Source organism: Amycolatopsis sp. NPDC045836, assembly GCF_056431745.1.
Window position 1 is genome coordinate 422,485 of sequence record NZ_JBWKKF010000004.1, and the last position, 26,138, is coordinate 448,622.

A 26,138-nucleotide genomic window follows, 5' to 3' on the forward strand; every position below is an offset into this window, starting at 1 on the left:
GTGCTCCTCAGGTCTGCCCGTTCTTCACGATCAGCGAGTGCAGACCGTGGTTGAGGTAGTCGCCGTACTCGACCGCCGGGTGCCGGACGGCGTCCGGCTCGCCGTCGGGGTGGAACGGCTCGATCAGGGTGTGCTGCCCGGCGTGGAAGAAGAACGGCAGCGAAAGGCGTTCCGCGTTGACGAACTTCACCCGGTGCAGCGGGGCCGGGAAGTAGTCGTGGGTCAGGTGCGCCAGGTAGGTGCCGGCGTTGACCAGGAAGTTGTCCTCCGAGGTGGGCAGGTCCCGCCAGCCGTCGACGGTCTCCACCTGCAGGTTCTGCACCTGGGTCTGGTACAGCACGGTGATCATCGAGACGTCGAAGTGGTCCTCGAAGCTGAGCAGCGTGCCGTCCGGGCCGGTTTTCACCGGCGGGTAGTCCTCCAGGTACGGGTACCGGATCAGCGAAACCGAGGAGAGCGTGTCCTCCTCCTTCAGCTCCGGTTCGAAGAACAGCTCGTCCTTGCCCAGCGCGAGGGCGAAGCCGCGCATCATCACCTTGGACAGGCGGTGCATGGTCCAGTAGTACTGCTCGCAGAACGGGCGGAACCGCGGGTGCTTCTCCTCGTCCGGCCAGATGTTCACCTCGTGCATCGGCGTGCCGGCCTTGATCTCCGGGTGGTCCTCGGAGAACGACGGGTTCAGGTAGCAGAAGGACTGCACCGCCTTCTTGCCCGGGATGGCCATGTAGTAGCCGTTGCGCACGTGCGGGTTGCCCGGGTTGTACGCGTTGATCGCCAGGTCGTACTTCTCCTCGTCGGACATGGTGCGGTGGAACTCGTTCACCACGTCCTGGAGCAGTTGCACATCGACGCCGTGGTTGGCCGCGTAGAAGAAACCCGAGCCGCGGCAGGCCTTGTTGATCTCCTGGCCGACGCGCACCTTCTCCTCGGTGTCCTCCCCGAACAACGGCGACACGTCGATCGTCGGAACTTCCGCTGATGGCATCTTCATCGATTTCTCCTCAGGCTCGCCGAAATCCGCTCGCACATCGAACTCACCAGTTCCTCGTTCCGCACCCAGGAGTGGTGCGTCTCCCCGGCCAGCACCCGCACCTCGATCGCTTCGGCGGGCAGGAGCAGGTCGAGGTGGTTGAAGCGCGTCCCGTGGTAGTGGTCGAAGCACCGGCGCTGGTGCGGGCCGTGCACCACGTCGTTCGGCTCGCCCGCCTTGAACAGCACCAGGTTCCCGAGCTGCCCGGCCAGCCGGTCGAGGTCGCCGGGGTCCGGCTGGTAGTGGTAGTTGATCGGGTCGAGGATGTCCTCGACGCCGGGCAGCCCGATGTTCGCCGACGCCTGCCGCATCCCGAAGTACGGGTCGATCAGCAGCAGGTCGTCGATCCGCTCCCCGGCCAGCGCCAGCTGCCGCGAGATCTCCAGCGACAGCACGCCGCCGAAGCTCCAGCCGAGGAGGTGGTACGGGCCGGACGGCTGCAACCGCCGGATGTGCTCGACGTAGTAGCGGCCGAGTTCCTCGAACGAACCCATCGGCGTGTGCAGGTGGACGTTGTTGAACAGCACCAGCCGGTAGCCAGGCAGCCGCCGGGCGAGGTTGCTCAGGTAGCTCTCGGCACCACCTTCACCGGGCGGCAGCACGAACAGCGTCGGTTCGGCTTCTTCGTCGACCACGATGTACGGGTCGAACAGCTCGGTGGCCTCCCGCGCCGGTTCGTTGCGGGCCACGGTGGCGGTGTGCGCGACGAGCCGTTCCAGCCACACCTTGAGCTCACTGGTGAACAGCCGGGTGGCGGCTTCGCCGAGCAGGCTGTCCACCACCGCGACCAGCCTGCCGCCGGTGCAGCTCATCGTCACGTCGATGCTGGACCGGTTCGCCTGGCGGTTGCCGTCCGCGGTGTGGCTGCCGGACAACTCCGGGTCGACCCGCCACGCCCGGGAATCCCCGGAACCCTCGGTTCCGCCCAGCCTGCCGAGGTAGTTGAAGCTGACCGGCGGCAGCGGCGCGCGGCCACCGGACAGGGCGCCGTAGCCGATGCCGTGGTGCGGCACCCGCCGCCGGTTCGCCCGGGTGGCGAGGATGCTGCCACCCAGGTCACCGGGATCCACTTCGACGGTGAACGGGTGCATGGTGGTGAACCAGCCGACGGTGTCCCGCACGTCCGGGGCGCCGTCGAACAGTTCCCGGCCGTGCCCCTCGACGGTGATGTGGTTGGCTGGCTGCCGGGTGATCGACCGCAGCGCCAAGCCGGTCGCGGTCAGCAGCAGGTCGTTGACCTCGGTGTCGTACGCCCACGGGCTGTCCGAAAGCAGGGTCCGCGTGTCGGCCGCGGTGAGCGCGAACTCCTCGCGGCGGCGGGTGCTCCCGGTTTGTGCCAGCAGTTCGGCGGACTCCATGGCCCGGGTGGTTTCCGCCCAGTACTCGCGTTCGCCGTCGGCCGGGGGGTAGTCGCGCACGGCCTGCGCCCACTGCCGGTAGCTGGCGGTCTTCGCGCCCAGGTCCCCGCCGTTGTAGAGGATCTCCAGGTCCTGGGCGAGGATGTGCCAGCTGACCGTGTCGACCACGAGGTGGTGCACGGCGAACCACACGCGCGCCGAACCGTCGTCGAAGCCGTGCAGGTAGGCGGCGCAGGCGGTCGGGCCGCCGGCCAGGTCGAACCCGCTCTGCCAGTCGATCAGCCGCTGCCGGAAGTCCGGGTCGCGCACGTCGAGTTCGTGCAACTCGATCGTCGGGGCGCCGGGGACGTAGACCTGCACGCCGGGTTCGGGGAACCGCAGCCGGAAGGCGTCGTGGTGGTCGACCAGCCGGTCCAGCGCGGCCCGCAGCTTCCCGAGGTCCAGCAGCGGCGTCCGGATGGCGAAGTTGTGGTTCCAGCGGTGCCGGTCGGCCAGCGGTTTGGCGAAGAACCACTCCTGGATGGGCAGCAGCGGGCAGTCACCGGTCAGCCTGCCCTGCTCCGGCTCGGCCTCCCCGGTGCCGGCCGGGCCGGAGCGCACGTTCTCGGCGAACGACCGCACGGTCGGGTGGTCGAAGATGGACTTGACGCCGACCTTGCGCCCCAGCTCGCGCTGCACCTGGCCGGCCAGGTGCAGGGCACTGATGCTGTCCCCGCCGGAGCGGAAGAAGTCGTCGTCGATGCCGACCGAGCCGCCCGGCAGCTGCGCGCTCCACAGGTGGCACAGCCGCGCTTCGACGCGGTCGCGGGGCGCCGCGTAGGGCGCGCGCTTCGGTGAGAAGTCCGGGCTCGGCAGGGCGTCGGTGTCCAGCTTGCCGGTGATCGTCATCGGCAGCGGGCGGTCGAGCCGCACCAGCAGCGACGGCACCATGCTCGGCATCAGCCGCGCCCGCAGCGCCGCGAGGAGGTCACCCTCCTCGACGGCCGCACCGGGCTCCGGCAGGTAGTAACCGACGAGCCGCTTGCGCTCGGGGGCCTGGGGATCGGCACCGGCCACCACCGCGCACTGGCGCACGCCGGGGCAGGCCGCCAGCACCGCCTCGACCTCACCCGGCTCGATCCGCAGCCCGTTGATCTTCACCTGGGCGTCGTTGCGGCCCAGGTACTGCAGCTCGCCGTCCGGGCCGCGGCGCACCACGTCACCGGTGCGGTAGATCATCGGGAACCGGCCGGCTTCGGCGGGGAACGGATTGGGCAGGAACCGCTCGCGGGTCAGCTCGGGCCGGTGCAGGTAGCCCTCGGTGACGCAGTCGCCCGCCAGGTACAGCTCCCCGACCGCGCCCGTGGGCAGCAGCTTCATCCCGTCGCCGAGCACGTACAGGCGGGTGTTGCCGAGCGGGGTACCGAGCGTGTTCCGGTGCCGGTCACCGGGTTCGAAGCGGTGCACGGTGTTGTAGACGGTCGTTTCGGTGGTGCCGTAGGCGTTGAGGACCGGGCCGTCGAACTCGGCGCGGATCTTGTCGAAGTGCTGCGGCTGGAAGGCTTCACCGGCGACCAGCACGGTCCGCAGGTGCGCCAGCCGCGACAGGTCGAACCGCAGCACCTGCGTCGGGGTGCCGCTGACGTAGCTCAGCCCTTCGCGGTTGGCCAGCTCGTAGAACTCTTCGTCGTTGGCTGGCGGCACGACCAGCTTGTGCCCGGCCAGCACCGACAGCGCCAGCTGCTCCACGGAGAAGTCGAACACGTAGTTCGCCAGGAACAGCACGGCTTCCCGGGTTTCGCCCGGTGAGCCGAAGTAGCGCCCGCTCAGCTGCGCGCGGAAGCTGTCGACCGAACCGTGTGAGACGAGGACCGCCTTGGGCCTGCCGGTGGTGCCGGAGGTGTAGATCGCGTAGGCCAGTTCGGTGCTCGTCGTCTCGGTGACCGGGTTCTCGGCGGATTCACCGCTCAGGTCGAGCCGCTCGACGTCGAGCACCTTCGCCCCGGTCAGGGCGGGCAGCCGCGAGCTGTGCGCGGCCCCGGCGAGCACCAGTTCCGCCCCGGTGTCCGCCAGCATGAACGCGATCCGGTCGTCGGGGTAGCTGGGATCGATCGGCAGGTACGCCGCACCGGCCTTCCACACCGCGAGGATCGCGACGACGGTCAGCTCGCTCTTGTCCAGCACGAGTCCGACCAGCTCGTCCGGCCGCGGCTCGGCGACCGCACGCAGGTGGTGCGCGAGCCGGTTGGCCCGCTCGTTCAGCTCGCGGTAGCTCAGCCGCACGTCGCCGTGGACCACGGCGATCTCGTCCGGCCAGGTCGCCGCCACCTCCTCGAACACCGCGTGCAGCGTCCGGGTCCGGGTGGCTGGCTCGGCCGGTGAGCTCAGCAGGGCCGCCTGCCCCGGCTCGTCGAGCGCGCTGAGCTGCGCGATCGGGGTCTCGTCGGCGGCGTGCCGGACGAACTCGGCCAGCACGTGCCGGTAGGTGGCGATGAACCCGCTCGCGGTGGTGTCTTCGAACAGCGAGGCGGCGTAGGTCAGGTTCCCCGTCAGGCCGGTGGCGGTTTCGGTGAGCGTCGCCGACAGGTCGAACTTCGTGGTGGTCCAGCCGCCGCTGTCCGGCTGGTACGTGGTCAGCGCGCTGGAGTGGTCGGAGACGTTCTGCAGGGTGAAGTTGTGCTGCAGGATCGGGTGGCGGCTCGGGTCCTTCTCCACCTCGAGTTCCTTGACCAGCTGCTCGAACGGCAGTTCGCCGTGCACCTGCGCGGCCACCACGACCTCACCGACCGAGCGCACGAACGCGGGCACGGTCGCCGCCGGATCAATGCGGACGCGCAGCGCCAGCAGGTTCGCGAAGAAGCCGATGGTCCGGTCGAACTCGGGACGGCCGCGGTTGGCCGACGGCGTGCCGACCACCAGGTCGTGCTGCCCGGTGTACCGGCTGAGCAGCACCGCCCACGCACCGAGCAGCACGCTGTACAGGCTCACCCTGGCCGTCCTGGCCAGTTCGCGCAGCGCCTCGGTGGTGCGCTCGTCCAGCTCGAACTCCAGCTCGCGGCCGCGGTAGTCGAACCGCGGCGGGCGCGGGTGGTCGGCGGGCAGGCCGACGGTCTCGAACCCGCCGAGGGCACCGGTCCAGAAGCCGGTCAGCGCGGACAGGCGCTTGCCGGTCAGGTACTGCCGCTGCCACCCGGCGAACTCGCCGTAGGTGCCGCGGACCGGGGGCAGCTCCGCCCCCGCCAGCAGGGCCGCCAGTTCCCAGCGGAAGACGTCCCACGACCAGCCGTCGAAGCAGGTGTGGTGCACCACGACGCTCAGGTACACCTCGTCGCCGAGTTCGACCAGCTCCGCCCGGATGGGCAGTTCCTCGTGCAGCCGGAACACGTGCCCGGCGCGCTCGGTCAGCACCTCGTCCAGCTCGGCTCGGCTGTCCACCGTGGTCAACGGAACGCCGAGCTGGGCGTCCGGGACCGGGTACTGCCGCCGCACGCCGTGGTCGTCGGTCCGGAGCAGCGTGCGCAACGCGGCGTGGCGGCGGACGAGCACGTTCAGCGCACCGGGCAGCGCGTCCGCGGCACCGGCGGGGAACCGCAGCACGAACGGGATGTTGTAGGCCGCGGTACCGCCCTCGAAGTCGTCGATGAACAGCAGCCGCTCCTGCGCCAGCGAGACCGGCGGGTGCTCGGCCGCGGTGGGCGGCGGGGCCCAGGCCGTCTGCTCGGCCGCGGTGGCCTGGAGGTGCGCGGCCTGCGCGGCCAGCGTGGTGTGCTGCAGCACGGTCGCGACCCCGAGCCCCTGGCCGAAGCCGGTGGTGATCGCCTGGGCCAGCGCCATCGCGCGGATGCTGTCGCCGCCGAGCGCGAAGAAGTCGTCGTGCACGCCGATGCGGTCCGGGGCGATTTCCAGCACCTGCGACCAGATGCCGCACAGCTTCAGCTCGAACTCGCTGACCGGCGCGACGTACTCGGCGCCCTCGCCGGCCCCGAAGTCGGTTTCCGGCAGGCGGCGGGCGTCCAGCTTGCCGCTCGGCGTGACCGGGATGTCGGTGATCCGCAGCACCCGCGCCGGCACCACGGATTCCGGTAGCTTCCGGCGCATCCACGACTTCAGGTCCTGCTCGTCGAACTCCTGCTCACCGACGTAGAACCCGACCAGGTACTTCTGCCCCACCGCGTGCTCGCGGGCCACCACCAGCGAGCGCACCACCCCCGGGTAGGACGACAGCGCCGCCTCCACCTCGCCGAGCTCCACGCGCTGACCACGGATCTTGACCTGGAGGTCGGTGCGGCCCAGGTACTCCACCTCGCCGTTGGGCAGCCAGCGCACCAGGTCGCCGGTTTTGTAGATGCGGCCGTTCTCGCCGCGCTCCCGCTCCTCCGGTGACTGGAACGGGTTGTCCAGGAACCGGTCGGCGGTCAGCTCCTCGCGGTTGAGGTACCCGCGGGTCACGCCGATGCCGCCGATGTACAGCTCACCGATGCCGCCGACCGGCACCTGCTTCATCGCCTCGTTCAGCACGTAGCACTTGGTGTTGGCGACCGGGAAGCCGATGCTCTTGTTCACCCGGTGCTCGTCGGGCCGGTAGGGCCGCTTGTGGCTGGTGATCGAGATCTCGGTCGGGCCGTAGCCGTTGATGATCAGCCCGGGGAAGGTGTCGCGGATCTTGCGGAACACCGGCTCGGTGAAGTCCTCGCCGATGGCGTCGATCCGGGTCAGCGAGGTCGCCGACGAGTAGTCGTAGAGCGACAGCACCGACGGCGTGCCGGACAGGTAGGTGACCTGCTCGTCGTTCAGGTACCGGCACAGGCGTTCCGGGTCGGTGCGCATGCTGTCGTCGAGCACCACCAGCTTCTGCCCGTTGAGCAGCGCGTCGGTCATCTGCTCGACGAAGTGGTCGAAGATGTAGTTGGAGAACGACAGCAGCGCTTCGTCGCGGTTCTCCTTGCCCAGGCCGAACAACTTCGCCAGTGACACCTGGAGGTTGACCACCCCGCGGTGTTCGACCAGCACCGCCTTCGGCTGGCCCGTGGTGCCGGAGGTGTAGATCGCGTAGGCCAGGTCGGTGCCGGCGGTCCGCGTGACCGGGTTGGTGGCGGGCTGGTCGCCGAGGTGCAGCAGCTCGATCTCCAGCACGTGCCGGGTTTCCGCGTCCGGCAGGGAACGCAGCCGTTCGCTGTGGACCTCGTTGGTCACCACCAGGCGGGCCCGGGTGTCCGCCAGCATGAACGCGATGCGGTCGTCCGGGTAGCCGGTGTCGATCGGCACGTAGGCGGCGCCGGTCTTCCAGGCCGCGATGATCGCGGTGATCATCAGCTCGCTCTTGTCCAGCGCCAGCGCGATGAGGTCGTCCGGGCGCAGGTCGGCCACCGAGCGCAGGTAGTGGGCCAGCCGGTTGGCCCGTTCGTTCAGTTCGCGGTAGGTCAGCCGGGTTTCCCGGTACACCACCGCGATTTCGTCCGGCCAGCGGGCCGCCATTTCCTCGAACACCGCGTGCAGCGTTTTCTCCGCGGGGAATTCCTCGGCGGTTTCGTTCCACGCCTCGAACCGGGCCAGCATCGACGGCGAGACCAGGTCCAGTTCCCGCACCGGCCGCGAAAGGTCGCCTGCCACCTGCTGGAACAGCGTCCGGGTGACCTCGAGCAGCGTGTCGATGGTCTCCTCGTCGAACAGTTCACCCGCGTACCAGAGGGTGACGGTCAGTTCTTCGCCTTCTTCCCGCGCCACCACGGCGATCGGGTAGTCGACCTTGTCGGCGTCGTAGGCCATTTCGAAGCGCAGCAGCTCCTGGTGCTCGCGCTCTTCGGCCTCGTCCAGCAACCGCGGGTAGTTCTCCAGCACCAGCAGCGTGTCGAACAGGCGCCGCTTGAGCTCCCCGCTCTGCAGCCTGCCCAGTTCCACGGTGCTCTTGCTGTTCATCGTGTTCACCGCGGCCTGGATGTCGCGGACCGCCTCGGCCACGCTGCGGTCCGCCTGCGTGTCGTGGTCGACGACCAGCGGCAGCGTGTTGATGAACAGCCCGGCCGAGTGCTCGATGCCGTCCACCGGCAGGTTGCGGCCGGAGACGATGGTGCCGACCACCGTGGTGTTCCCGCCGCCGATCGCGTGCAGCACCTTGTGCCAGGCGAACTGCAGCACCGAGTGCAGGGTCACCTCGTCGGCGGCGCAGGCCGCCTTGAGCGCTTCGGTCAGCTCCGCGCCGAGGCGCAGCTTGCGCGTGCGGTGCTGCCGGACGTGGTCGTAGTCGCCGAGCGAGACCCGGTACCGGCTGGCTTCGTTGAGCAGCCCGGCGAAGTCCCCGCGCTCGTCGATCCGGCCGAGCTGCTCGACCCAGTAGGCGGCGTGGTCGTTGCGGTGCTCCTCCCAGTACCGCTGCGCGGCCACGTACGCGGTGTCCACTTCGGACTCCACCGGTGCGCCCCGGAGCAGCGCGAGGTAACCGCGGTGCACCTCGTCGTGCAGCACCGGCAGGCTCCAGCCGTCCAGGATGATGTGGTGGCAGCTGAACAGCAGCGAGTACAGGTCCTCGCGCTGCTTGATCAGGTAGACGCGGAACAGGCGGCCGCCGGCCAGTGCGTAGGGCTCGGTGCGGTCGCGTTCCTGCAACTCGCGGATCTGCGCTTCCGCGTCGGCCGACGCGCTCAGGTCGACAAAGCGCCAGTCGACCGGCTTGTCGTCGTTGTCGACGACCTGGACCGGCTCGTCCGCCCATTCGAACCGCAGCCGCAGCGCCGGGTACTTCTGCCTGGCCAGCTGCCAGGCGTCCTTCATCAGCTCCGGGCGGATCGGCGCGTGGTAGTGGTACACCGACTGCACCACGTACGCGTCGTCGCCACCGGCGGTCTTCAGGTGGTGGTAGAGCAGGCCCTGCTGCAACCCGTTCGCCGCCATGCGGACCGGGTCGCCGCCGGTGGTCACGTCGTCGGCCACGACCGCCGGTTCGGCGCCGTGCTCCTGCTGCTCCAGGTGGGTGGCCAGGGCGCTGAGCGTGCGGAGCGCGAAGACGTCCTCGACGGCGAGGGGCAGGCCGAGGCGCTGCCGGACCCTGGCGATCAGCAGGATGCAGGAGATGCTCTGGCCGCCGAGCCGGAAGAAGTCGTCGTGCGCGCCGATCCGGGACGCCGGCACCACGAGCACGTCGCTCCAGATCTCCCGCAGCTGCCCGGTGACACCGTCGCCGGTGGGTGAATCCGCTTCGGTGTCGCCGACGCTGACCTCGGGCAGCGCCCGCCAGTCGACCTTGCCGTTGACGTTGACCGGGATGCTCGTCAGCCGCACCATCCTGGCCGGCACCATGATCCGGATCAGCCGCTGTTCGAGGAAGCCGATCAGCTCGGCTTCGCTCACCTCGGCGCCGTCTTCGACCAGGTAGTACCCGACGAGGTGCCGGTCGCCGGTGGCGGTCTCCTTGGCCACCACCACGCACTTGCGCACCCCGGGGAACTCCGTGGCCTGCGCCTCGATCTCACCGGGTTCGACGCGCACGCCGTTCAGCTTGAGCTGGAAGTCGCCGCGCCCCATGAACTCGACTTCGCCGTTGAGCAGCACCCGCGCGAGGTCACCGGTCCGGTAGAGCCTGCCGTTGCGGCCCCGGGCCCGCTCCTCCTCGGTCTGGAACGGGTTGGCGGTGAAGCGCTCGGCGGTCAGGTCGTCCCGGTTGAGGTAACCGGGTGCCACCCCGCAGCCCCCGATGTACAGCTCGCCGATCGCGCCGATCGGCAGCTGCTTGAGGCCCTGGCTGAGCACGTACCACTTGACGTTGCGCAGCGGCCTGCCGATGCTGCGGTCCCGGCGCTCGGTGACCCCCGGCGCGAACTCCTTGATCGCGGTGACGAAGGCGGCCTCGGTGAAGGCGTACTCGTTGACCACGTGCCCGGTGAACTTCTCGCGCAGCTGCCGCAGCCCGGCCGCGGTCAGCTCCTCGCCGACCAGCAGCAGCTTCCGCAGGCTCGGGCACCGGCGCAGGTCGAAGTGCTGGAGCACCGAGCCGGTGGCGTTGAGGTAGGTCACGCCGTACCGCTCGAGGTAGGCGGGGAAGCGGTCGGGGTCGAGCCGGACGTCGTCGGGCACGATCACCAGCGTCTGCTCGTTGAGCAGCGCGATCAGGGTCTGGCGCAGGTGCGGCTCGAACACGTACGAGGCGAACAGCGCCACGCGCTCGGTGCCCGGCCGCCGCATGTCGTAGCGCTCGGAGAGGTCGGTGATGCTGTTGACCACGCTGTGGTGGTACTTCGGCACGCCCTTGGGCACACCGGTGGTGCCCGAGGTGTAGGTGACGTACGCGCGGTCGTGGCTGCTGAGCGGCAGGCCGGGGTTCTCCCGCGCCGAGTCGTCGTGGGGCGCCGCCAGCACCGTTTCGACCTCGATGACGTGCACGTCGGCGCCGAGGACCTCACGCAGGCGAGCAGCGTGCCGCCGGTTGGTCACGATGGCGGACAGGCCGGTGCCACCGGCGATGAAGCGGATGCGGTCGGCCGGGTAGGCGGGGTCGATCGGCACGTAGGCGGCACCGGACTTCCAGATGCCGAAGGTGGCGACCACCCCCAGTTCGCTCTTGTCCAGGTACAGCCCGACCAGCGCCCCCGGCCGGACGCGGACCGGCGCGCCGAGCAGCCGGTGCGCGAACTGGTTGGCGCGCTCGTTGAGCTCGCGGTAGCTCAGCCGGACCTCACCGCACACCACGGCTTCCCGCTCCGGCGCCCGCTCCGCCACCGCCTCGAACAACTCGTTGAGCCGGTGCTCCTCGTCGAACTCGCCGTCGGTGCCGTTCCACTGGTGCAGCTGGAGTTCCTGCTCCGCCGAGACCAGGTCGAGGTCGGCGACGAGCTGCTCGGGGCGGCCGGCGAACTGGCCGAGCACCTCGCGGGTCACGTCGAGCACCCCGGCGATGATCTTGTCCTCGAAGAACTCCCCGGCGTAGGCGAGCGTCCAGTGCAGGCAGCCGGCCGCCGCGTCGTCGCGCACGACCGCCACCAGCGGCGACGGCGGCAGGTCGGTGAGCGCGGGCCGCTGGTCGGTGCGCAGCAGCAGGGCGTCGAAGAGGCCGCGTTGCAGCACCTCCGCCGGGTCGAGGTAGGACTCGCGCCGCCGCACCGCCCCGCCGAGCTGCTCGACCGCTTCGGCGCAGGTCAGCGCGGCCTGGTCGAGGTGGTCGACGACCACCGGGAGCACGCGCCCCCCGTCCAGGTAGGCGACCACGGTCTGGTGGCCGTGGCCGTAGGCGTGCAGCACGCTGTGCAGGGTGGCCAGCGCGTGGGTGCCGAGGTGCTCGCCGTCGCCGAGGGCCGCCTTGAGCGCGGTGTAGTCACCACCGGTGATCAGCAGTTCCTGCTCGCGGGTGGCCCGCACGGCCGGGTCGTCGTCGCGGACCGCGACCCGGTGCCGCCACTGGTCGGTGAGCAGCATCTCCAGGTCGCAGCGCTGGCTCAGCGCACCGATGCGGTCGCACCAGTCCGCGGCGGACTTCAGGTGTCGTGCAGAGGTCATCGGGGGACTTCCTTCACGGCGGGGAGGAGGCGGGAGAGGTCGATCGGGTCAGCGGGCGAGGCTGCGCGCCAGCGCTTCGAGCCCCTGGTCGAGTTCGCTCTCGGTGATGGTCAGCGCCGGCCGGAACCGCAGGCCGCGGGTGCCGCACGGCAGCGCCAGCACCCGGTGCTCGCGGTACATCCGCGCCAGCACCTCGTCGCGGCGGGCCGCGTCCGGCAGGTCGACCGCGCACATCAGCCCCCGGCCGCGGGCGTTGGTCACCCCGGCGTGGCGCTCGGCCAGCGCCTCCAGCCCGTCACGCAGGTACTTCCCGCGCTGCACCACCGAATCCAGCAGCCGCGTGCGCTCGATCGTCTCCAGCACGCGGGTGGCGCGCACCATGTCGGCCAGGTTCCCGCCCCAGGTCGAGCTGATCCGGGAGGACACCGCGAACACGTTGGCCGGGACCTCGCCGATCCGGCCGCCGCCCATCACCCCGCACACCTGCGTCTTCTTGCCGAAGGCCACCAGGTCCGGGCGCAGCCCGAGCTGCTGGTAGGCCCAGGGGGTGCCGGTGATGCCGCCGCCGCTCTGCACCTCGTCGAGCACGAACAACGCGTCGTTGCGGTGGCAGAGTTCCTGCATCGACTGGAGGAATTCGGCGCTGAAGTGGTTGTCGCCGCCTTCGCCCTGGATGGGTTCGGCGAGGAAGCAGGCGATCCTGCCGTCCGCGGCTCCGAACGCCGCCTCGGCCGCCGCGAGGGCCCGCCGCTCGGCCAGCCGGTTCGCCTCGGTGTGCTCGGCCAGCGGGTGTTCGAGCGCGGGGGCGGGGATGCGCGGCCAGTCGAACTTGGGGAAGCGCGCGGTCTTGGCCGGATCGGTGTTGGTCAGCGACATGGTGTACCCGCTGCGGCCGTGGAAGGCGCGTTCGAGGTGCAGCACCGCCAGCCGGTTGACCTCGTGCTCGCCGAGGCCGAGCCGCTGCGCCTTCCAGTCGAACGCGGCCTTGAGCGCGTTCTCCACCGCCAGCGCCCCGCCGTCGACGAAGAACAGGTGCGGCAGCAGCGGGTCGCCGAGCACGCGGGCGAAGGTGGTGACGAACCTGGCGTAGGGCAGGGTGTAGACGTCGGGGTTCGACGGCTTGTTGACCGCCGCCGCGGCGAGTTCGCCGGTGAACGCGGCGTCGTCCACCATGCAGGACGGGTTGATGCCGAGCGGCGCGGAGGCGAAGAATGAGAACAGGTCGAGGTAACGGGTCCCGGTGACGGCGTCGACCAGCCAGGAACCCGAACTCGCGTCGAGGTCGAGCACCAGGTCGTAACCGTCGGCGAGCACGTGCCTGGCGAGCGCCTGGCGCACTTCCCCGGCTCGGACCGGCACGCGCGCGGGCGGCATCTCGAGATCCATGACTGTCCCCCAGCGTCTGCTTGTGGTGGAAGGGCCGTCCGGGGTCGGTGAAACCCGCTTCGGCAATTGCTTGATTGCTGCCGGGTGAACCGCCGGAAAATGATCGGCGCACACCAACGCATGACGGTCAGCTCGTCACATGATCCGAGGCTAACAGCGCGAGCCGGACCGTGAACCGCCATTGGGGTGACATCCGGCGACGGGGCGTCACAACCATGATCACCATGCGATGGAGCGCGCGAATCGGCTGTACACAAGGGTTTTTGCTCGTCGCGGCGGACGGCGCGGCCGAGTCGCGGGGCCGGTCGGGTGGTTTTTCTTTGCCAAGGCGCGCCGGCGGCTGGTAGCCTTTCCACACCGGCTGCGGGCTCCGCCTGGCAGTCCGCCGTGACCGCACGGCCCCTCGGGAATTGCTCCACCCACACCCGGCCACCGCGCTTTTCTCCGCTTTACTCGAATGCGCGGTTACCTTTTTAGCCATTTCGCCGATACGCATCTGGGGAGACCTGCGCATGCCCGCGACAGCCTGGGCGGACGCCCGTGACCAGCTGTCCGCCGCGCCGGGGGTGATCGACCTCAACGCCGGTTCCTGCGGCCCGCTCCCCCGGCCGGTGTTCGACCACGTCACCGGACTGCGCACGCGGCTGGCCGCCGCGCCCATGGATTTCCTCTCCCGGCAGTTGCCGCCGCTGCTGTGGACGGCGCGCGAACGCCTGGCCGCCCACCTCGGCGCGACCCCGCACCGGCTGGCCTTCACCACCAACGTCACCGGTGCGGTCAACCTGGTCGCCTCGTCGGTCCCGCTGGCCCCCGGCGGGGAAATCCTGCTCACCGACCAGGAGTACGCGCCCATGCGGTGGTGCTGGGAGCGGGCGGCCCGGCGGCGGGGCCTGGTGGTCCGGACCTTTCGGCTACCGGCTCAACCAGCCGGGCCCGAGGAGGTGGTCGACGCGGCGGTGGCCGCGATGGGCCCGCGCACCCGGCTGTTCTTCTTCAGCCACGTCGTCTCCGCCACCGGCCTCGTGCTGCCCGCCGCGCGGTTGTCCGAAGAGGCCCGCCGCCGCGGCGTGCTGACCGTGGTCGACGGCGCGCAGGCCCCCGGGTTCACCGGATTGGCCCTGGACGCGCTGCCGTGCGACTACTACGCGGGCAGCGGGCACAAGTGGCTGCTCGCCCCGACCGGCGTCGGCTTCCTGCACTTCGGCGCGGACCAGGCAGGCGTGCTGCAGCCCACCCAGGTCAGCTGGGGCCACCGGCCCGGCAGCGGGCGCGCACCCGACGAGCGCAACCAGTTCGGCAGCACCGACCGGCTGCGCGACCTCGAGTGCGAGGGCACGCGCGACCTGTGCCCCTGGCTCGCGGTGCCCTCGGCGATCGACTTCCAGGCCGGTTTCGGCCACGAGCGCATCCGGGCCAGGCAACGGGAACTGGCGGCCTTCACCCGCGAGCGGCTCAGCGGCTGGCTCGGCCTGGAGCCGGTGACCCCGGAGCACCCCGGGCTGTCCGGGGCGATCACCGCCTTCCGGTTGCCGCCGGGCACCGGTCCCGAGCTGCGCGGGCGGCTGTGGGAGCGCTTCCGGATCGAAGTGGCCGTGCTCGACCGGCCGGACCACGCGCTGCTGCGGGTGTCCACGCACTTCTACAACACCGAAACCGAAGTCGAGCGCCTGGCCGAGGCGCTGAAGGAGCTGAGCAGATGACCGACGCGACCGTGCCCACCTTCGACCTGACCGAGCTGCGGGCCGGGTTGCACGCCGAACAGTTCCGGCGCTGCCTGAGCGAGAAGGGCGTGTTCTACCTCAAGGGCACCGGGCTCACCGAAGCGGACCACGCCTCGGCCCGCGAGGTGGCGGTGGACTTCTTCGAGCACGGCACGGAAGCGGAGAAGAAGGCGGTGATGACGCCGATCCCGACCATCCGCCGGGGTTACGCCGGGCTGGAGTCCGAGAGCACCGCGCAGATCACCAACACCGGCAAGTACACCGACTACTCGATGTCGTACTCGATGGGCACGGCGGACAACCTGTTCCCGACCCCGGAGTTCGCCCAGGCGTGGGAGGAGTACTTCGCCCGGGTGTACCGCGCCTCGCAGGAGGTCGCGCGGCAGGTGCTGACCACGGCGGGCGCGGACCCCGACGGCGGTATGGACCACTTCCTCGACTGCGAACCGCTGCTGCGCCTGCGGTACTTCCCCGAGGTGCCCGAGGACCGCGTCGCCGAGGAGCAGCCGCTGCGGATGGCGCCGCACTACGACCTGTCCATCGTCACCCTGATCCACCAGACCCCGTGCGCCAACGGTTTCGTCAGCCTCCAGGTCGAGGTGGACGGATCCTATGTGGACATCCCGGCGCAGCCGGACGCGGTGCTGGTGTTCTGCGGGGCGGTGGCCACGCTGGTGGCCGACGGCCGGATCAGGGCGCCGAAGCACCACGTCGCCGCGCCCGGCGCGGACCAGCGGGTGGGCAGCAGCCGCACCTCCAGCGTGTTCTTCCTGCGCCCCCGCGGTGACTTCAGCTTCAGCGTGCCGCGGGCCAGGGAGTGCGGGTTCGACGTCAGCATTCCCGCCGAGACGGCCACCTTCGACGACTGGATCGGCGGGAACTACATCAACATCCGGAAGACCGCCGCCGCGCGGTGACCACGGTCCGGGGCGGAGGCGGGGCCGGCACGGCCACGACCGCGCTGACGCTGGCGTGCATCGCGCACTTCCTGGTGGTCTTCGACACCTCGGTGATCACCGTGGCGCTGCCGTCGGTGCGGGCGGAGCTGGGTTTCGACCCGGCGGCGCTGCAGTGGGTGGTCAACGGCTACACGCTGGCCTTCGCCGGCCTGCTCCTCTTCGGCGGCAGGCTCGCCGACGTCCACGGCCACCGGCGGGTGTTCCTCGGCGGGCTGGCCGTGTTCACCGCGGCCAGCCTGGCCGGCGGGCTGGCCACCACCCCGGCGGTGCTGATCGCGGCCAGGGCCGGGCAGGGCGCGGGCGCCGCGGTGCTCGCGCCGCTGGCCGTCACGCTGCTGACCACCTCGTTCCCCGAGGGGGCGCCGCGCACGCGGGCGCTGACCATCTCCACCGCGGTGGCCCTGGTCGGCGGGGCGTCGGGCAACCTGCTCGGCGGGGTGCTGACCGAGTTCCTGTCGTGGCGGTCGGTGCTGCTGGTCAACGTGCCGATCGGCCTGCCGGTGCTGTGGTTCGCCGCGCGGGTGCTCGCCCGGCCGGCGGACACGCCGTGGGCCCGCGTCCGGCTCGACCTGCCGGGCGCGGTGCTGGCCACGGCCGGGCTGACCCTGCTCACGCTCGGGGTGTCGCACACGCACGACCACGACTGGGGTGCGCCCGCGGTGGTGCTGCCGCTGGCGGGCGGGGCGCTCGCGCTGCTGGTCTTCGTGGTGGTGGAGGCCAGGTTCGCCGCGTCACCGCTGATCCCGCCGCGGTTGTTCGGCCTGCCCGGCATCAGCTGGGGCAACCTGGCCATGCTGCTGGCCGGGGCGAGCCAGGTGCCGGTGTGGTTCTTCCTCACCCTGACCATGCAGCACGTGCTGGGCTACAGCGCCGCGGTCACCGGCCTCGCCTTCGTGCCGCACGCGGTGGTGATGCTGGTGGTCGGGCTGCGGCTGGTGCCGTGGCTGATGCGGCGGGTGCAGGCCAGGGTGCTCATCGCGGCCGGGGCGCTGATCGGCGCGCTCGGCTTCTGGTGGCAGAGCCGGATCACCCCGGACAGCGACTACCTCGGCGGCATCCTCGGGCCCGCCGTGCTGACCTCGATCGGCGGCGGGCTGGTGGGCACCCCGCTGGCGCGCACGGTCACCTCCGGGGTCGGCCCGTCCGACGCCGGTGCGGCCTCCGGGCTGATGAACACCACCCGGCAGTTCGGCGGCGCGTTCGGGCTGGCCGTGCTGCTGACGGTGACCGCGAGCGGCACCTCCGGCAGCCCGGCCGAACTGGCCGGGCACTACGGCGGCGCGTTCCTCGGCATCGCCCTGTTCATGGTCGCGATCGCGGTGCTCACCCCGGTGCTGCCCGCGATGCGCGACACCCACCGGTGATCCGGGCCGGACGCACCGGGGGTGGACCACCGCTGGGACCCGGCCGGTCTATCCTCGTCCGGTGACGAGGTGGGGACGTGGCCGCGCGCCGCTGGTGGTCACCGTGACGGCGCTGACGGCCGCGGTGGGGGTGGCGGTGTCCGGCGCCACCGCTCCCGGCGGCGGGGTGGACTTCCTGCAGTCGGGGCACTGGGTGTTCAACTCGGTGCTGCAGGCGGTGTTCCACCTCGACGGCGCCACCGGCACCGTGGACGCGCAGGCGTCGCTGCCCGGTGGTGAGCCGGGCAGCCAGGTGGTCCAGGGCGAAACCGGCGGGTACGTGGTCGGCGGCAACCGGATCATCGAGTTCGGCAAGTCCGATCTCGAGGTGGAGCGGTCGATCGCCGCGCCGTCACCCGAGCGGCCGGTGGCCTTCGAGGTGGCGGGCGGGCCGTACCTGGTCTACCGGCAGGCCGGGCGGATCGTGCGCCTCGGCGACGTGCTGACCACCGTGCCCGCCGGTGGTCGACTGGCTGAGCCGGTGGCCACCCCCGCGGGCTCGGTGTGGGTGCACCGCCCGGACAACGGGTCGCTGTGCGAACTGGCCCGCGACGCGAACCGGCTGACCTGCCCGGCCGGTGTGCCCGGCGGGCACACCGGCGGGCTGACCGTGCTGGGCGAGCGGCCGGTGTTCGTCGACACCACCACCGACACCGTGCACCCGCTGAGCGGGGACGGCCTCGGCGAGGGCACCGCGCTGGGCATCGACGCGCCGCCGGACGCCCGGTTCACCGCCACCGACGTGGCGGGCAGGCTCGCCGTGCTCGACCCGCCGGCGCAGCGGGTGCACCTGGTGGACCCGAGCCCCGCGAAGGCGGCGCCGGTCTCGGTGGACCTGCCCGCCGGTGGGGACTACGCCGGATTCGCCTCCGCCGGGGAGGCGGTGGTGCTGCTCGACCGCGCCAAGAACGCCGTGCTCACCTACGACGCGCAGGGCAGGCCGAAGAAGACCGTGCCGGTGCCGCCCGGTGAGCCGCATCTGGCCCGGGGCGAGGATTCCCGGGTCTACGTGGACAGCCACGACGGCGGGCACGTGCTCGTGGTGGGTGGCGACGGCGAGGTGCGCCCGGTGCCGGTGGGGCCCCGTCCGGAGGAGCCGGAGCAGCCGGAACCGCCGCGGCAGCCCGCGCCCCCGCCCGCTCGTTCGCAGCCACCCGCGAAAACCGAGCCGCGGCAACCGGATCCGCCACCGGCGCAGCCCGCCAGTCCGCCGGGCGCGCCGCCGGGGGTGCGGGGTACCGCCGGGACCGCGGCGATCACGGTGGACTGGGGTGCGGCCGCACCCAACGGCAGCCCGATCACCGGCTACCACGTCTCGTGGACCTCGAGCGCGGGCAGCGGCTCGAAGTCCGTCGGCGGTGCTGCCCGCTCGACCACGCTCGGCGGTTTGTCCAGTGGGGCCACCTACGTGATCACCGTGACCGCCGAGAACGCGGTGGGGCGCGGACCGGGGGCCCGGTCCGCCGGGGTGCGGCCGATCGCGCCGGAACGGTCGATCACCCTGTCGCGGGGCGCTCCGGTGACGAACATCGACGATTGCTCGATTCCGGAATGCGCCTACATGCACATCGAGGCGGAGGGTTTCACGCCGGGGCAGTCGTACCGGTTCACATCGCACGCCACCGCCACTTCGTACCGCAGCCCGGGTTCCACGCAGACCGCGAAGGCCGACGGCACGATCAGCTTCGAGGCGTTCCCCTTCGACCAGATCGACGAAACCGTGTGGGTCACCGCCGACGGTGTGGAGTCGAACCGGATCCGGTGGGCCAAGAGCTGAGGAAGTCCTCGACCTGCTCGGTGAAATCGGCCGCGTCGTTGGCGCGGGGGAACGGTTCCTCCGGTACGCCGACGCCGAGGAAGTCACAAAGCGGGGCCCAGCCCTCGGAGACCCGGTACACCAGCAACCGGTCCGGGGGCGCTTCGGTGCGAACCTCCTCGTTGTGCCGGTTGAACCAGTCCTTCTGGTTGTCCGGGCCGAAACCGCGCTCGGCCATCGCCGCGATCAGGTCCTCGGTTCCCGGTCCGAGCTTGGCGGCCAGTTCGGCCATGGCCGGCGCGAAGATCGTCGCGGCGGCGCTGCGGTACCAGCTCTCCGGATCACGAACGCTGAGCAGGATCCGGGCGCGGGGGAAGAGCTCGGCGATCTCCCGCCACAGCAGGCAACCCGGGAAGTCCACAATAGACGCATACCCGCGGACGGCGGCACGCAAGGCTTCGCGATCACCGCGCAACGCGCGCGCCCACCGCTCGGTGGCCTCGGGCTCGCCGAGCACGTCCTTCATGTGGTGACACGGCCCGAAGCCGAGCGCGGGAAGGGCGCGGCAGAGGGACACGGTGCCGGTCCGGCCGGCACCCGCACCGATCACCTTCACGACTTCCTCCTCCGTTCGCCACCCGCAGCAACGCGGGCGGGCAGCGGCCCGCGACGCTGCCCGGCCAGGCCCGGCTCCGGATCGAGGCGCTCGACCGCCGGAGTCACCCCGCGACCGCCCACCTTCGTCCAGTCCTGCGCAACGCCCCGCCGAGCCAACCCCAGCTTTCCCCATCCCCCAGCCCGCGCGAGGTGACCCGGCTCGCCGAGCGCTCCCCCGCCCAGTCCTGAGCGAGGCCCGCCGAGCTAACCCAGCTTGCCGAGCGTTTCCTCGTCCCTCGCGACCATCGCGTTTTCCCCGTCGATCACGATCGGGCGTTGGATCAGCACCGGGTTCTCCGCGAGCAGCTGGATCCAGCGGGACCGGTTCGCCGCGTCCCGGGGCAGGGTGGCCAGGCCGAGCTCCTTGGCGACCGGTTCCTTCGTCCGGGTGATGTCCCACGGTTCCCGCCCGAGCTTGCCCAGCACCTCGGTCAGCTCGGCCACCGTGGGCGGGGTGTCGAGGTAACGCCGCTCGGTGTACTCGGTGCCCGAATCGTCCAGTGCCTTCTTCGCCGCCCGCGACTTGGTGCACCGCGGGTTGTGCCAGATCTCCATGCCGCCATTGTGCCCGGCGGGGTTTGGCCGGACCCGGCAGTGGTAGCCGGTGGGCCATGTCCGGCTTTGACGCCCCGTCGATGGGCGTGGCGGAGGAGTTCCTGCTCTACGACGCCACCGGTCACCTCGCCCCGGGTGCGGACGAGGTGGCCCGGGCCGCCGGTGTGGTCGGCCTGCGGGCCCAGCGGGTGGCGAGCCACGGCCGGCTCTCGCTCACCTCGCCGCTCTGCGGCCACGCCCGCGACCTGCGGCGGCACGTGCTGGCCGCGCGGACCACCACCGCGGCCGTGGCCCGGTCGGCCGATGCCCGCCTGGTCGCGGCCGGTGCCCAGCCCGCAGGCGAACTGGCCGAGCCGCTGGTCTGCGGGTGCTGCGTCCGCGTCATCGTGCCCGACCGCGAGAGCGGCGTGCAGGTGCTCAACCACCTCCGGCCGTGGCTGCCGGTGCTGCTCGCGCTCAGCGCCAACTCCGCGGTGCACCTCGGCCGCGACACCGGCTACGCCAGCTGCCGGACCATCCTGCGGTCCGGGCGGCCCTGCGCCGGGCCACCGCCCTACTTCACCTCGGCCGCGCACCACGACGACCTGGCCGGGATGCTGCTCGACGCCGGGAACCACTGGGACGCCCGGCTTTCCGGCGGCACCGTGGAGGTGCAGGTGGACGTGCCCGCGACCACCGACGAAACCGTCGCGCTGGCCACGCTGGTCCGCGCGCTGGCCGCCGCGGCGCTGCGGCGCCTCGCCCGCGGGGAGGCCGCGCCGCTGGTGCCCGAGCAGCCGCTGCGCCTGGCGAGCTGGCGAGCCGCCAGGGACGGCCTGACCGGGCTCGGCTTCGACCCGGGCACCGGACGGCTGGTGCCGCAGGCCGACCTCGTCGCCGCCCTGCTCCAGCACGTGCACCCGGACCTGGACCGGTTCGGCGAACTGCGGATGACCACCAAACTGCTCGACCGGACCCGCGCCTTCGGCAACGGCGCCGTCCGCCAGCGCGCGGCCTTCGCCACCCGTGGCTCGGCCGCCGACGTCCTCACCCACTTGGCTCAGCTGAGCGTCCGGGACCAGTCCTCGTGCACCACGCCCGCGCTCCTCGAGTCCGATTTGGAGGATCAGCGCCACGCCGGGCGGACCAACCGGGGAAAACGCGGAGATCCGGAATCGGGAACCAGGCTAGTGTCCGGCGGGTGACCGTTTTCGACACCGGGTGTTCGATGGCCGGCTCCGCACTGCCGAGAGGAAGATCCGGCCTCGTGGTGGCAACCGCGCTGGGGGCGTCCACCCCGGCCGCCCCGGCCGCCAACGCCGCGGGAACCGGCGTTCCCTGCGATGCGGCCGCGCTGGTCGAGGCGGTCGCCGCGGCCAGCGCGTCCACCGCCGAGGACACCCTGTCGCTGGCACCGGGCTGCGTCTACTCGCTCAGCACCGCGGCCGACACCACGTGGCACACGGGCCTGCCCGAAGTCCGCGGCGAGCTCACCATCAACGGCAACCACGCCACCATCAGCCGCGCCGAGCACGCACCGCGGTTCCGGCTGATGGCCAACCGGGGCGAGCTGACCCTCAACGACCTGGCCCCCACCGGTGGCCACGCCGCCGACGGTGAGGGGCTCACTCCCTGGGGCGACGCGGATCAGGGTGACGCCGGCGGCGGCATCCAGAACTGGAGCGGGCTGACCATCACGAACAGCGTGTTCACCGGCAACTCCGCCGGTGCGGGCGCGCGCCGGGTTCCGGATCCACCGGAGCCACCGCGGGCCGCGGCGGCCTCGGCGGCTTCGGTGGTGGCGTCTACTCCTACAGCTCCGGCGGAGACGCATCGCTGACCATCGTCAACAGCTCGATCACCGGCAACACCACCGGCGCCGGCGGCCGCGGGGGCAACGGCACGGGTACCCAGGCGGGTGGCCGCGGCGGGAGCGGCGGGTTCGGCGGGGGCATCGCCCTCAGCAGCGGTACCAGCCTGCGGATCACCGGCAGCGACCTCACCGGCAACACCGCCGCCGGCGGTGGCCGGGGCGGGGCGGGCGGCTCCGCGGGCGGCAGCGGCGGAGACGGCGGCAGCGGTGGCACGGGCGGCGGGCTCGAGGTGAGCGGCAGTCCGGGCCGGCCGCTGAACCCGGTGATCGAGGGCAGCACGATCACCGGCAACCGCGCGGGCCGGGGTGGCGACAGCGGTGTCCCGGGCTCCGGCGGATATCCCGGCCGGGCCGGTTACGGCGGCAGTGGTGGCGGGCTCAGCGTGTACCAGGGCACCCTCGCCCTCGACGGCGGCACCGTCAGCGGCAACACCGCGGGCGAGGCCGGCTCGGGTTCGTCCCCGTGGCCCGGCTCCGGCGGCGGCATCGACACCCTGGCCGCCCGCGTCACGCTGGTCAACGGCGCCGCGGTGACCGGGAACCGGCCGGACAACTGCTCGTCCCCCGCCGACGTCCCCGGCTGCGTCAACGGCCTGCGGATCGCCGGTGCCCCCGGCCGGGCCCACCTGCTCGACGACCTCGCCGCCGCGGAACGAGCTTCGTCGCGCTGACCGGCGAGTCCGGGGCCCGGTCTTCCCGGCTGGCCCCCGGATCATCACCGCCGGCGCCGCCACACCGCCCTGACCGCCTTGACGGCGAGTCCACCGGCGAACAGCCACGGGCCCGCGACGATGAGCGGGTCGAGCCACTGGTGCTTGACGTCGGCGCGTTTCCGCCCCAGCCGCGAGGAAAGCCCGTGGCGGGAGAACTCGCTGAGCACACCGGTCTGCGTGATCGGGTTGTCCGGGCGGGCGGTGGCGAACGAGCGCAGGTGGCTTTCCCAGGCGTCCACCCGGTCGGCGCCGAGCAGGATGAGCCAGTGCGCGGCACGGCCCTCGCTGAACCTGCGGTAAGCCAGCTTGCGCAGCACGCCGGAAAGCCCCTTGGGCGGGCTCGACGTGCCGAAGACGGGGGTGAGGAACTCGTGCTCGATCGAGCGTTCCCGCGGCCACTTCTCCGGTTGCCGTTCCGGGAAGTCCCAGTGGGCGCCGCCGCGGTCCTCCTGCCACTGCAGTTTCGGCACCGACGGGCGGTCCTTCGGGTCGAGGTCCGCGCCCCAGCCGGGGATGCGGGCGCGCAACTGCTCACTGGACTCGGCGATCGCCGGTCGCTTCGAGGTGTAGGTCATGGCTTCCCTTTTCTCACGCGGCGTCCGGCACGATGACCGGTTTGATGCAGCCGTCCAGCTTCGCCGAGAACATGTGGTACGCCTCGGCGATGTGCTCGAGCGGAACGCGGTGGGTGATGATGTCGCTCGGTTTGAGGTAACCGTTGCGGATGTGCTCGAACAGCCGTGGCCACTGCCGTTTGACCGGGCACTGGTTCATCCGCAGGGTGAGCCCCTTGTTCAGCGCGTCGCCGAACTTGACGGCGCTGAACATCGGGCCGTAGGCGCCCATCACCGAAATGGTGCCGCCCTTGCGCACCGAGTCGATGGCCCAGTTCAGCGCCACCGGTGAACCGCCCTGCAGCTTCAGCTTGGCCGAGGTCACGTGCTGGGTGAAGTTGCCGTCCGCTTCGGCGCCCACCGCGTCGATGGCGACATCGGCCCCGAGGTGCTCGGTGAGCTTTTTCATGTGCACGACGATGTCGTCGTATTCGGCGAAGTTGTAGGTTTCGGCGTGGGCGAATTCGCGGGCCTTCGCCAGCCGGTATTCGAGGTGGTCGATGACGATGACGCGCCCGGCACCCATCAGCCACGCCGATTTCGCGGCGTAGAGGCCCACCGGCCCGGCACCGAAGACCACCACCACGTCGCCTTCGACGATGTCGCCGAGTTGGGCGCCGAAGTAGCCGGTGGCGAGGGCGTCGGTGAGCATGAGGGCGTCTTCCTCGTCCATCCACTCGGGAATGACCGTCGGCCCCACGTCGGCGAACGGCACGCGGACGAACTCGGCCTGGCCGCCGTCGTAACCACCGCAGGTGTGGGAGTAGCCGTAGATGCCGCCGACCGCGGTGGCGTTCGGGTTGACGTTGTGGCAGTTGGAGAACAGGCCGCGAGCGCAGAACCAGCACGTTCCGCAGTAGATGTTGAAGGGCACCATGACCCGGTCCCCGCGCTTGAGATGGCGGACCCCGGAACCGACCTCCTCGACCACGCCGACGAATTCGTGCCCGAAGGTCATGCCGACCCGGGTGTCCGGCATCATCCCGTGGTAGAGGTGCAGGTCGGAGCCGCAGATCGCCGCCAGCCCGACGCGGACGATCGCGTCACCGGGGTGCTCGATCGGCGGGATGTCCTTCTCCTCGACGCGGACCTTGTACGGCCCGCGGTAGACCATCGCACGCATCAGCACTTCCCTCCGGATCGGGTGTTCGACGGCGGAAAACCGCACGCGTCCCCCGAGTTACCCAGCCCATCGGCGGGGTAACCGGGTCGGCATGAACCCGCACCGATTGCTCCAGCGCGTCGAATCGTGGCGCTCCGCGGACGGCCCGGCGGCCGGACTCGCCGGCCGGGTCCGCCGTACCCTGGACCGCACCGGAACCCGGCGGGCGCTGCGTGGCGCCTGGCTCGGCCACCCGCTGCACCCCCTGCTGGTCACCCTGCCCATCGGCGCCTGGGTGAGCGCGGCGGTCTTCGACTTCGGCACCGGCGACCGGGAGGCCGCCCGCAAGCTGGTCGCCGTCGGCCTGGCGGCGACGCCGCCCACGGTGCTGCTGGGCCTGGCCGACTACGCCGAACTGGACGAACGCCAGCGCCGGGTGGGGCTGGCGCACGCCGCCGTCAACGCCACCGGGGCGGCCCTGTTCGCGTTGTCCTACCTGTGCCGCACGCGGGGCGCGCACCGCACGGGGGTCGTGTTGAGCGTGGCCGGACTGGCCGCGATCGGCGCGGGCGGTGCGCTCGGCGGGCACCTGTCCTACGCCCAGGGGGCGGGTGTGCACCGCTGGCAGCCGGCCTGACCGGACCACGCCCGGGTGACGGCGGACGTCACCCGGGCGGTCGTGGTCAGTTCTTGGCCTGCTTGGCCTTCGTGGCGCCCGCCGCCTCGTTCTCCACCAGGGCGTGGGTGCCGTAGAGCGCGGGGTCCGGTGCCGGGGCGGTGCCCGGGCCGCCCTGCGCTTCCGGGTCCATCAGGTACTCGATGGAACCCTCACCCTGGCTCCAGCCACCGGATGCGCCGTCCGGGCCGTCCGACAGGTGCCAGATGGTGTTGTTGTGCACCTGGTCCTCCTCGTCGAACAACGCGTTCGGCGCGATCGGGGTCTCCTCGATCCCGTCCGCCCGCAACTCCTCGATCGCGGCCAGCCACTGCTTCTGGTGCACCGTGTCACGAGCCAGGTTGAACTTCAGCATCTCCTTCACACCCGGGTCGTCGGTCATGTTGTACAACCGCGCGGTCTGCAACCGCCCCTGCGCCTCGGCCGCCACATTCGCCTGGAAATCCGCCAGCAGGTTCCCACTGGCCACGATGTAGGAACCGATCCACGGCACCCCCTGCGAGTTGTGCGGCAACGCACCGCCGCCACCGATGATCGCCTGCTGCGGATCCATCCCCCCGATCACCGCGGCCATCACCGGATCCTTGACCGCTTCGGCGGTCACCGTCGCCGGCGCCCCCTCGAGCAGGCGGGCCACCATGGTCGCGAGCATCTCCACGTGCCCGATCTCCTCGGTGGCGGTGTCCATGATCAGGTCCTTGTACTTGCCCTCCATGCGGCAGTTCCACCCCTGGAACAGGTACTGCATGGTCACCGTCATCTCACCGTAAGCACCACCGATGAGCTCCTGCAGCTTGCGCGCGTACACCGGATCGGGCTTCTCCGGCTTGGCCTCGAACTGCAGCAATTTCGTATGCCGGAACAAAGTGAACAACCTCCTGGAATTCGGTGTGT

General features: G+C 71.3%; 16 protein-coding genes. 8 read left to right on the forward strand and 8 right to left on the reverse strand.

Annotated features, from left to right (window positions below; genetic code table 11):
* Positions 1–7 precede the first annotated feature (7 nt).
* From AC07EG_RS09400 to lat, 3 genes are read right to left on the reverse strand one after another with little or no spacing between them, the layout of a single operon-like run.
* Positions 8–991: a 2OG-Fe(II) oxygenase family protein gene (locus AC07EG_RS09400; protein ID WP_478252539.1), complete on the reverse strand. Its 984-nt coding sequence runs from the start codon at positions 989–991 to the stop codon at positions 8–10.
* The gene (locus AC07EG_RS09405; protein ID WP_478252540.1) at positions 988–11,850 is read right to left on the reverse strand and encodes an amino acid adenylation domain-containing protein; all 10,863 of its coding nucleotides are present in this window, start codon (positions 11,848–11,850) and stop codon (positions 988–990) included. Before AC07EG_RS09405 ends, AC07EG_RS09400 begins: the two co-directional genes overlap by 4 nt.
* Before the next feature lie 48 nt (positions 11,851–11,898).
* A complete protein-coding gene (gene lat / locus AC07EG_RS09410; RefSeq protein ID WP_478252541.1) occupies positions 11,899–13,236 on the reverse strand; it encodes an L-lysine 6-transaminase in 1,338 nt (445 codons plus the stop codon).
* Between the two features lie 512 nt (positions 13,237–13,748).
* On the opposite strand from lat, the gene AC07EG_RS09415 reads away from it, so the two are divergent.
* The 4 genes from AC07EG_RS09415 (at position 13,749) to AC07EG_RS09430 (ending at position 19,096) form a co-directional block, all read left to right on the forward strand.
* Entirely contained in the window at positions 13,749–14,936 is a 1,188-nt protein-coding gene (locus AC07EG_RS09415) for an aminotransferase class V-fold PLP-dependent enzyme (protein ID WP_478252542.1), read from the forward strand.
* On the forward strand, positions 14,933–15,874 hold the full coding sequence (locus AC07EG_RS09420; RefSeq protein ID WP_478252543.1) for a 2OG-Fe(II) oxygenase family protein: 942 nt from the start codon (positions 14,933–14,935) through the stop codon (positions 15,872–15,874). The genes AC07EG_RS09415 and AC07EG_RS09420 overlap by 4 nt, the downstream gene beginning before the upstream one ends.
* Positions 15,871–17,280, forward strand: coding sequence for an MFS transporter (locus AC07EG_RS09425; protein ID WP_478252544.1), 1,410 nt, complete (start codon positions 15,871–15,873; stop codon positions 17,278–17,280). Before AC07EG_RS09420 ends, AC07EG_RS09425 begins: the two co-directional genes overlap by 4 nt.
* A 61-nt stretch (positions 17,281–17,341) precedes the next feature.
* The gene (locus AC07EG_RS09430; RefSeq protein WP_478252545.1) at positions 17,342–19,096 is read left to right on the forward strand and encodes a fibronectin type III domain-containing protein; all 1,755 of its coding nucleotides are present in this window, start codon (positions 17,342–17,344) and stop codon (positions 19,094–19,096) included.
* Here the strand turns inward: AC07EG_RS09430 and AC07EG_RS09435 are convergent.
* Positions 19,047–19,691 carry a sulfotransferase family protein gene (locus AC07EG_RS09435; RefSeq protein ID WP_478252546.1) on the reverse strand — a complete coding sequence of 215 codons (645 nt, stop codon included), beginning with the start codon at positions 19,689–19,691 and terminating at the stop codon, positions 19,047–19,049. The genes AC07EG_RS09430 and AC07EG_RS09435 overlap by 50 nt on opposite strands.
* Before the next feature lie 245 nt (positions 19,692–19,936).
* Positions 19,937–20,287, reverse strand: coding sequence for an arsenate reductase family protein (locus AC07EG_RS09440; RefSeq protein WP_478252547.1), 351 nt, complete (start codon positions 20,285–20,287; stop codon positions 19,937–19,939).
* 56 nt (positions 20,288–20,343) lie between these two features.
* On the opposite strand from AC07EG_RS09440, the gene AC07EG_RS09445 reads away from it, so the two are divergent.
* From AC07EG_RS09445 to AC07EG_RS09455, 3 genes are all read left to right on the forward strand, one after another.
* Positions 20,344–21,471 (forward strand): carboxylate-amine ligase, encoded by a 1,128-nt coding sequence (locus AC07EG_RS09445; RefSeq protein WP_478252548.1) that lies wholly within the window; start codon positions 20,344–20,346, stop codon positions 21,469–21,471.
* Entirely contained in the window at positions 21,468–22,106 is a 639-nt protein-coding gene (locus tag AC07EG_RS09450) for a hypothetical protein (protein ID WP_478252549.1), read from the forward strand. Before AC07EG_RS09445 ends, AC07EG_RS09450 begins: the two co-directional genes overlap by 4 nt.
* Positions 22,107–22,369: 263 nt before the next feature.
* The gene (locus AC07EG_RS09455; RefSeq protein WP_478252550.1) at positions 22,370–22,810 is read left to right on the forward strand and encodes a hypothetical protein; all 441 of its coding nucleotides are present in this window, start codon (positions 22,370–22,372) and stop codon (positions 22,808–22,810) included.
* 44 nt (positions 22,811–22,854) lie between these two features.
* On the opposite strand, the gene AC07EG_RS09460 is transcribed toward AC07EG_RS09455, so the two are convergent.
* Positions 22,855–23,427: a hypothetical protein gene (locus tag AC07EG_RS09460; RefSeq protein WP_478252551.1), complete on the reverse strand. Its 573-nt coding sequence runs from the start codon at positions 23,425–23,427 to the stop codon at positions 22,855–22,857.
* Positions 23,428–23,440: 13 nt separating this feature from the next.
* Entirely contained in the window at positions 23,441–24,589 is a 1,149-nt protein-coding gene (locus tag AC07EG_RS09465) for a zinc-dependent alcohol dehydrogenase (protein WP_478252552.1), read from the reverse strand.
* 91 nt (positions 24,590–24,680) lie between these two features.
* Here AC07EG_RS09465 and AC07EG_RS09470 point away from each other — a divergent pair, with 91 nt between their 5' ends.
* Positions 24,681–25,205, forward strand: coding sequence for a DUF2231 domain-containing protein (locus AC07EG_RS09470; RefSeq protein WP_478252553.1), 525 nt, complete (start codon positions 24,681–24,683; stop codon positions 25,203–25,205).
* A 46-nt stretch (positions 25,206–25,251) separates the two neighbouring features.
* On the opposite strand, the gene AC07EG_RS09475 is transcribed toward AC07EG_RS09470, so the two are convergent.
* Positions 25,252–26,109 (reverse strand): manganese catalase, encoded by an 858-nt coding sequence (locus AC07EG_RS09475; RefSeq protein WP_478252554.1) that lies wholly within the window; start codon positions 26,107–26,109, stop codon positions 25,252–25,254.
* Positions 26,110–26,138 lie beyond the last annotated feature (29 nt).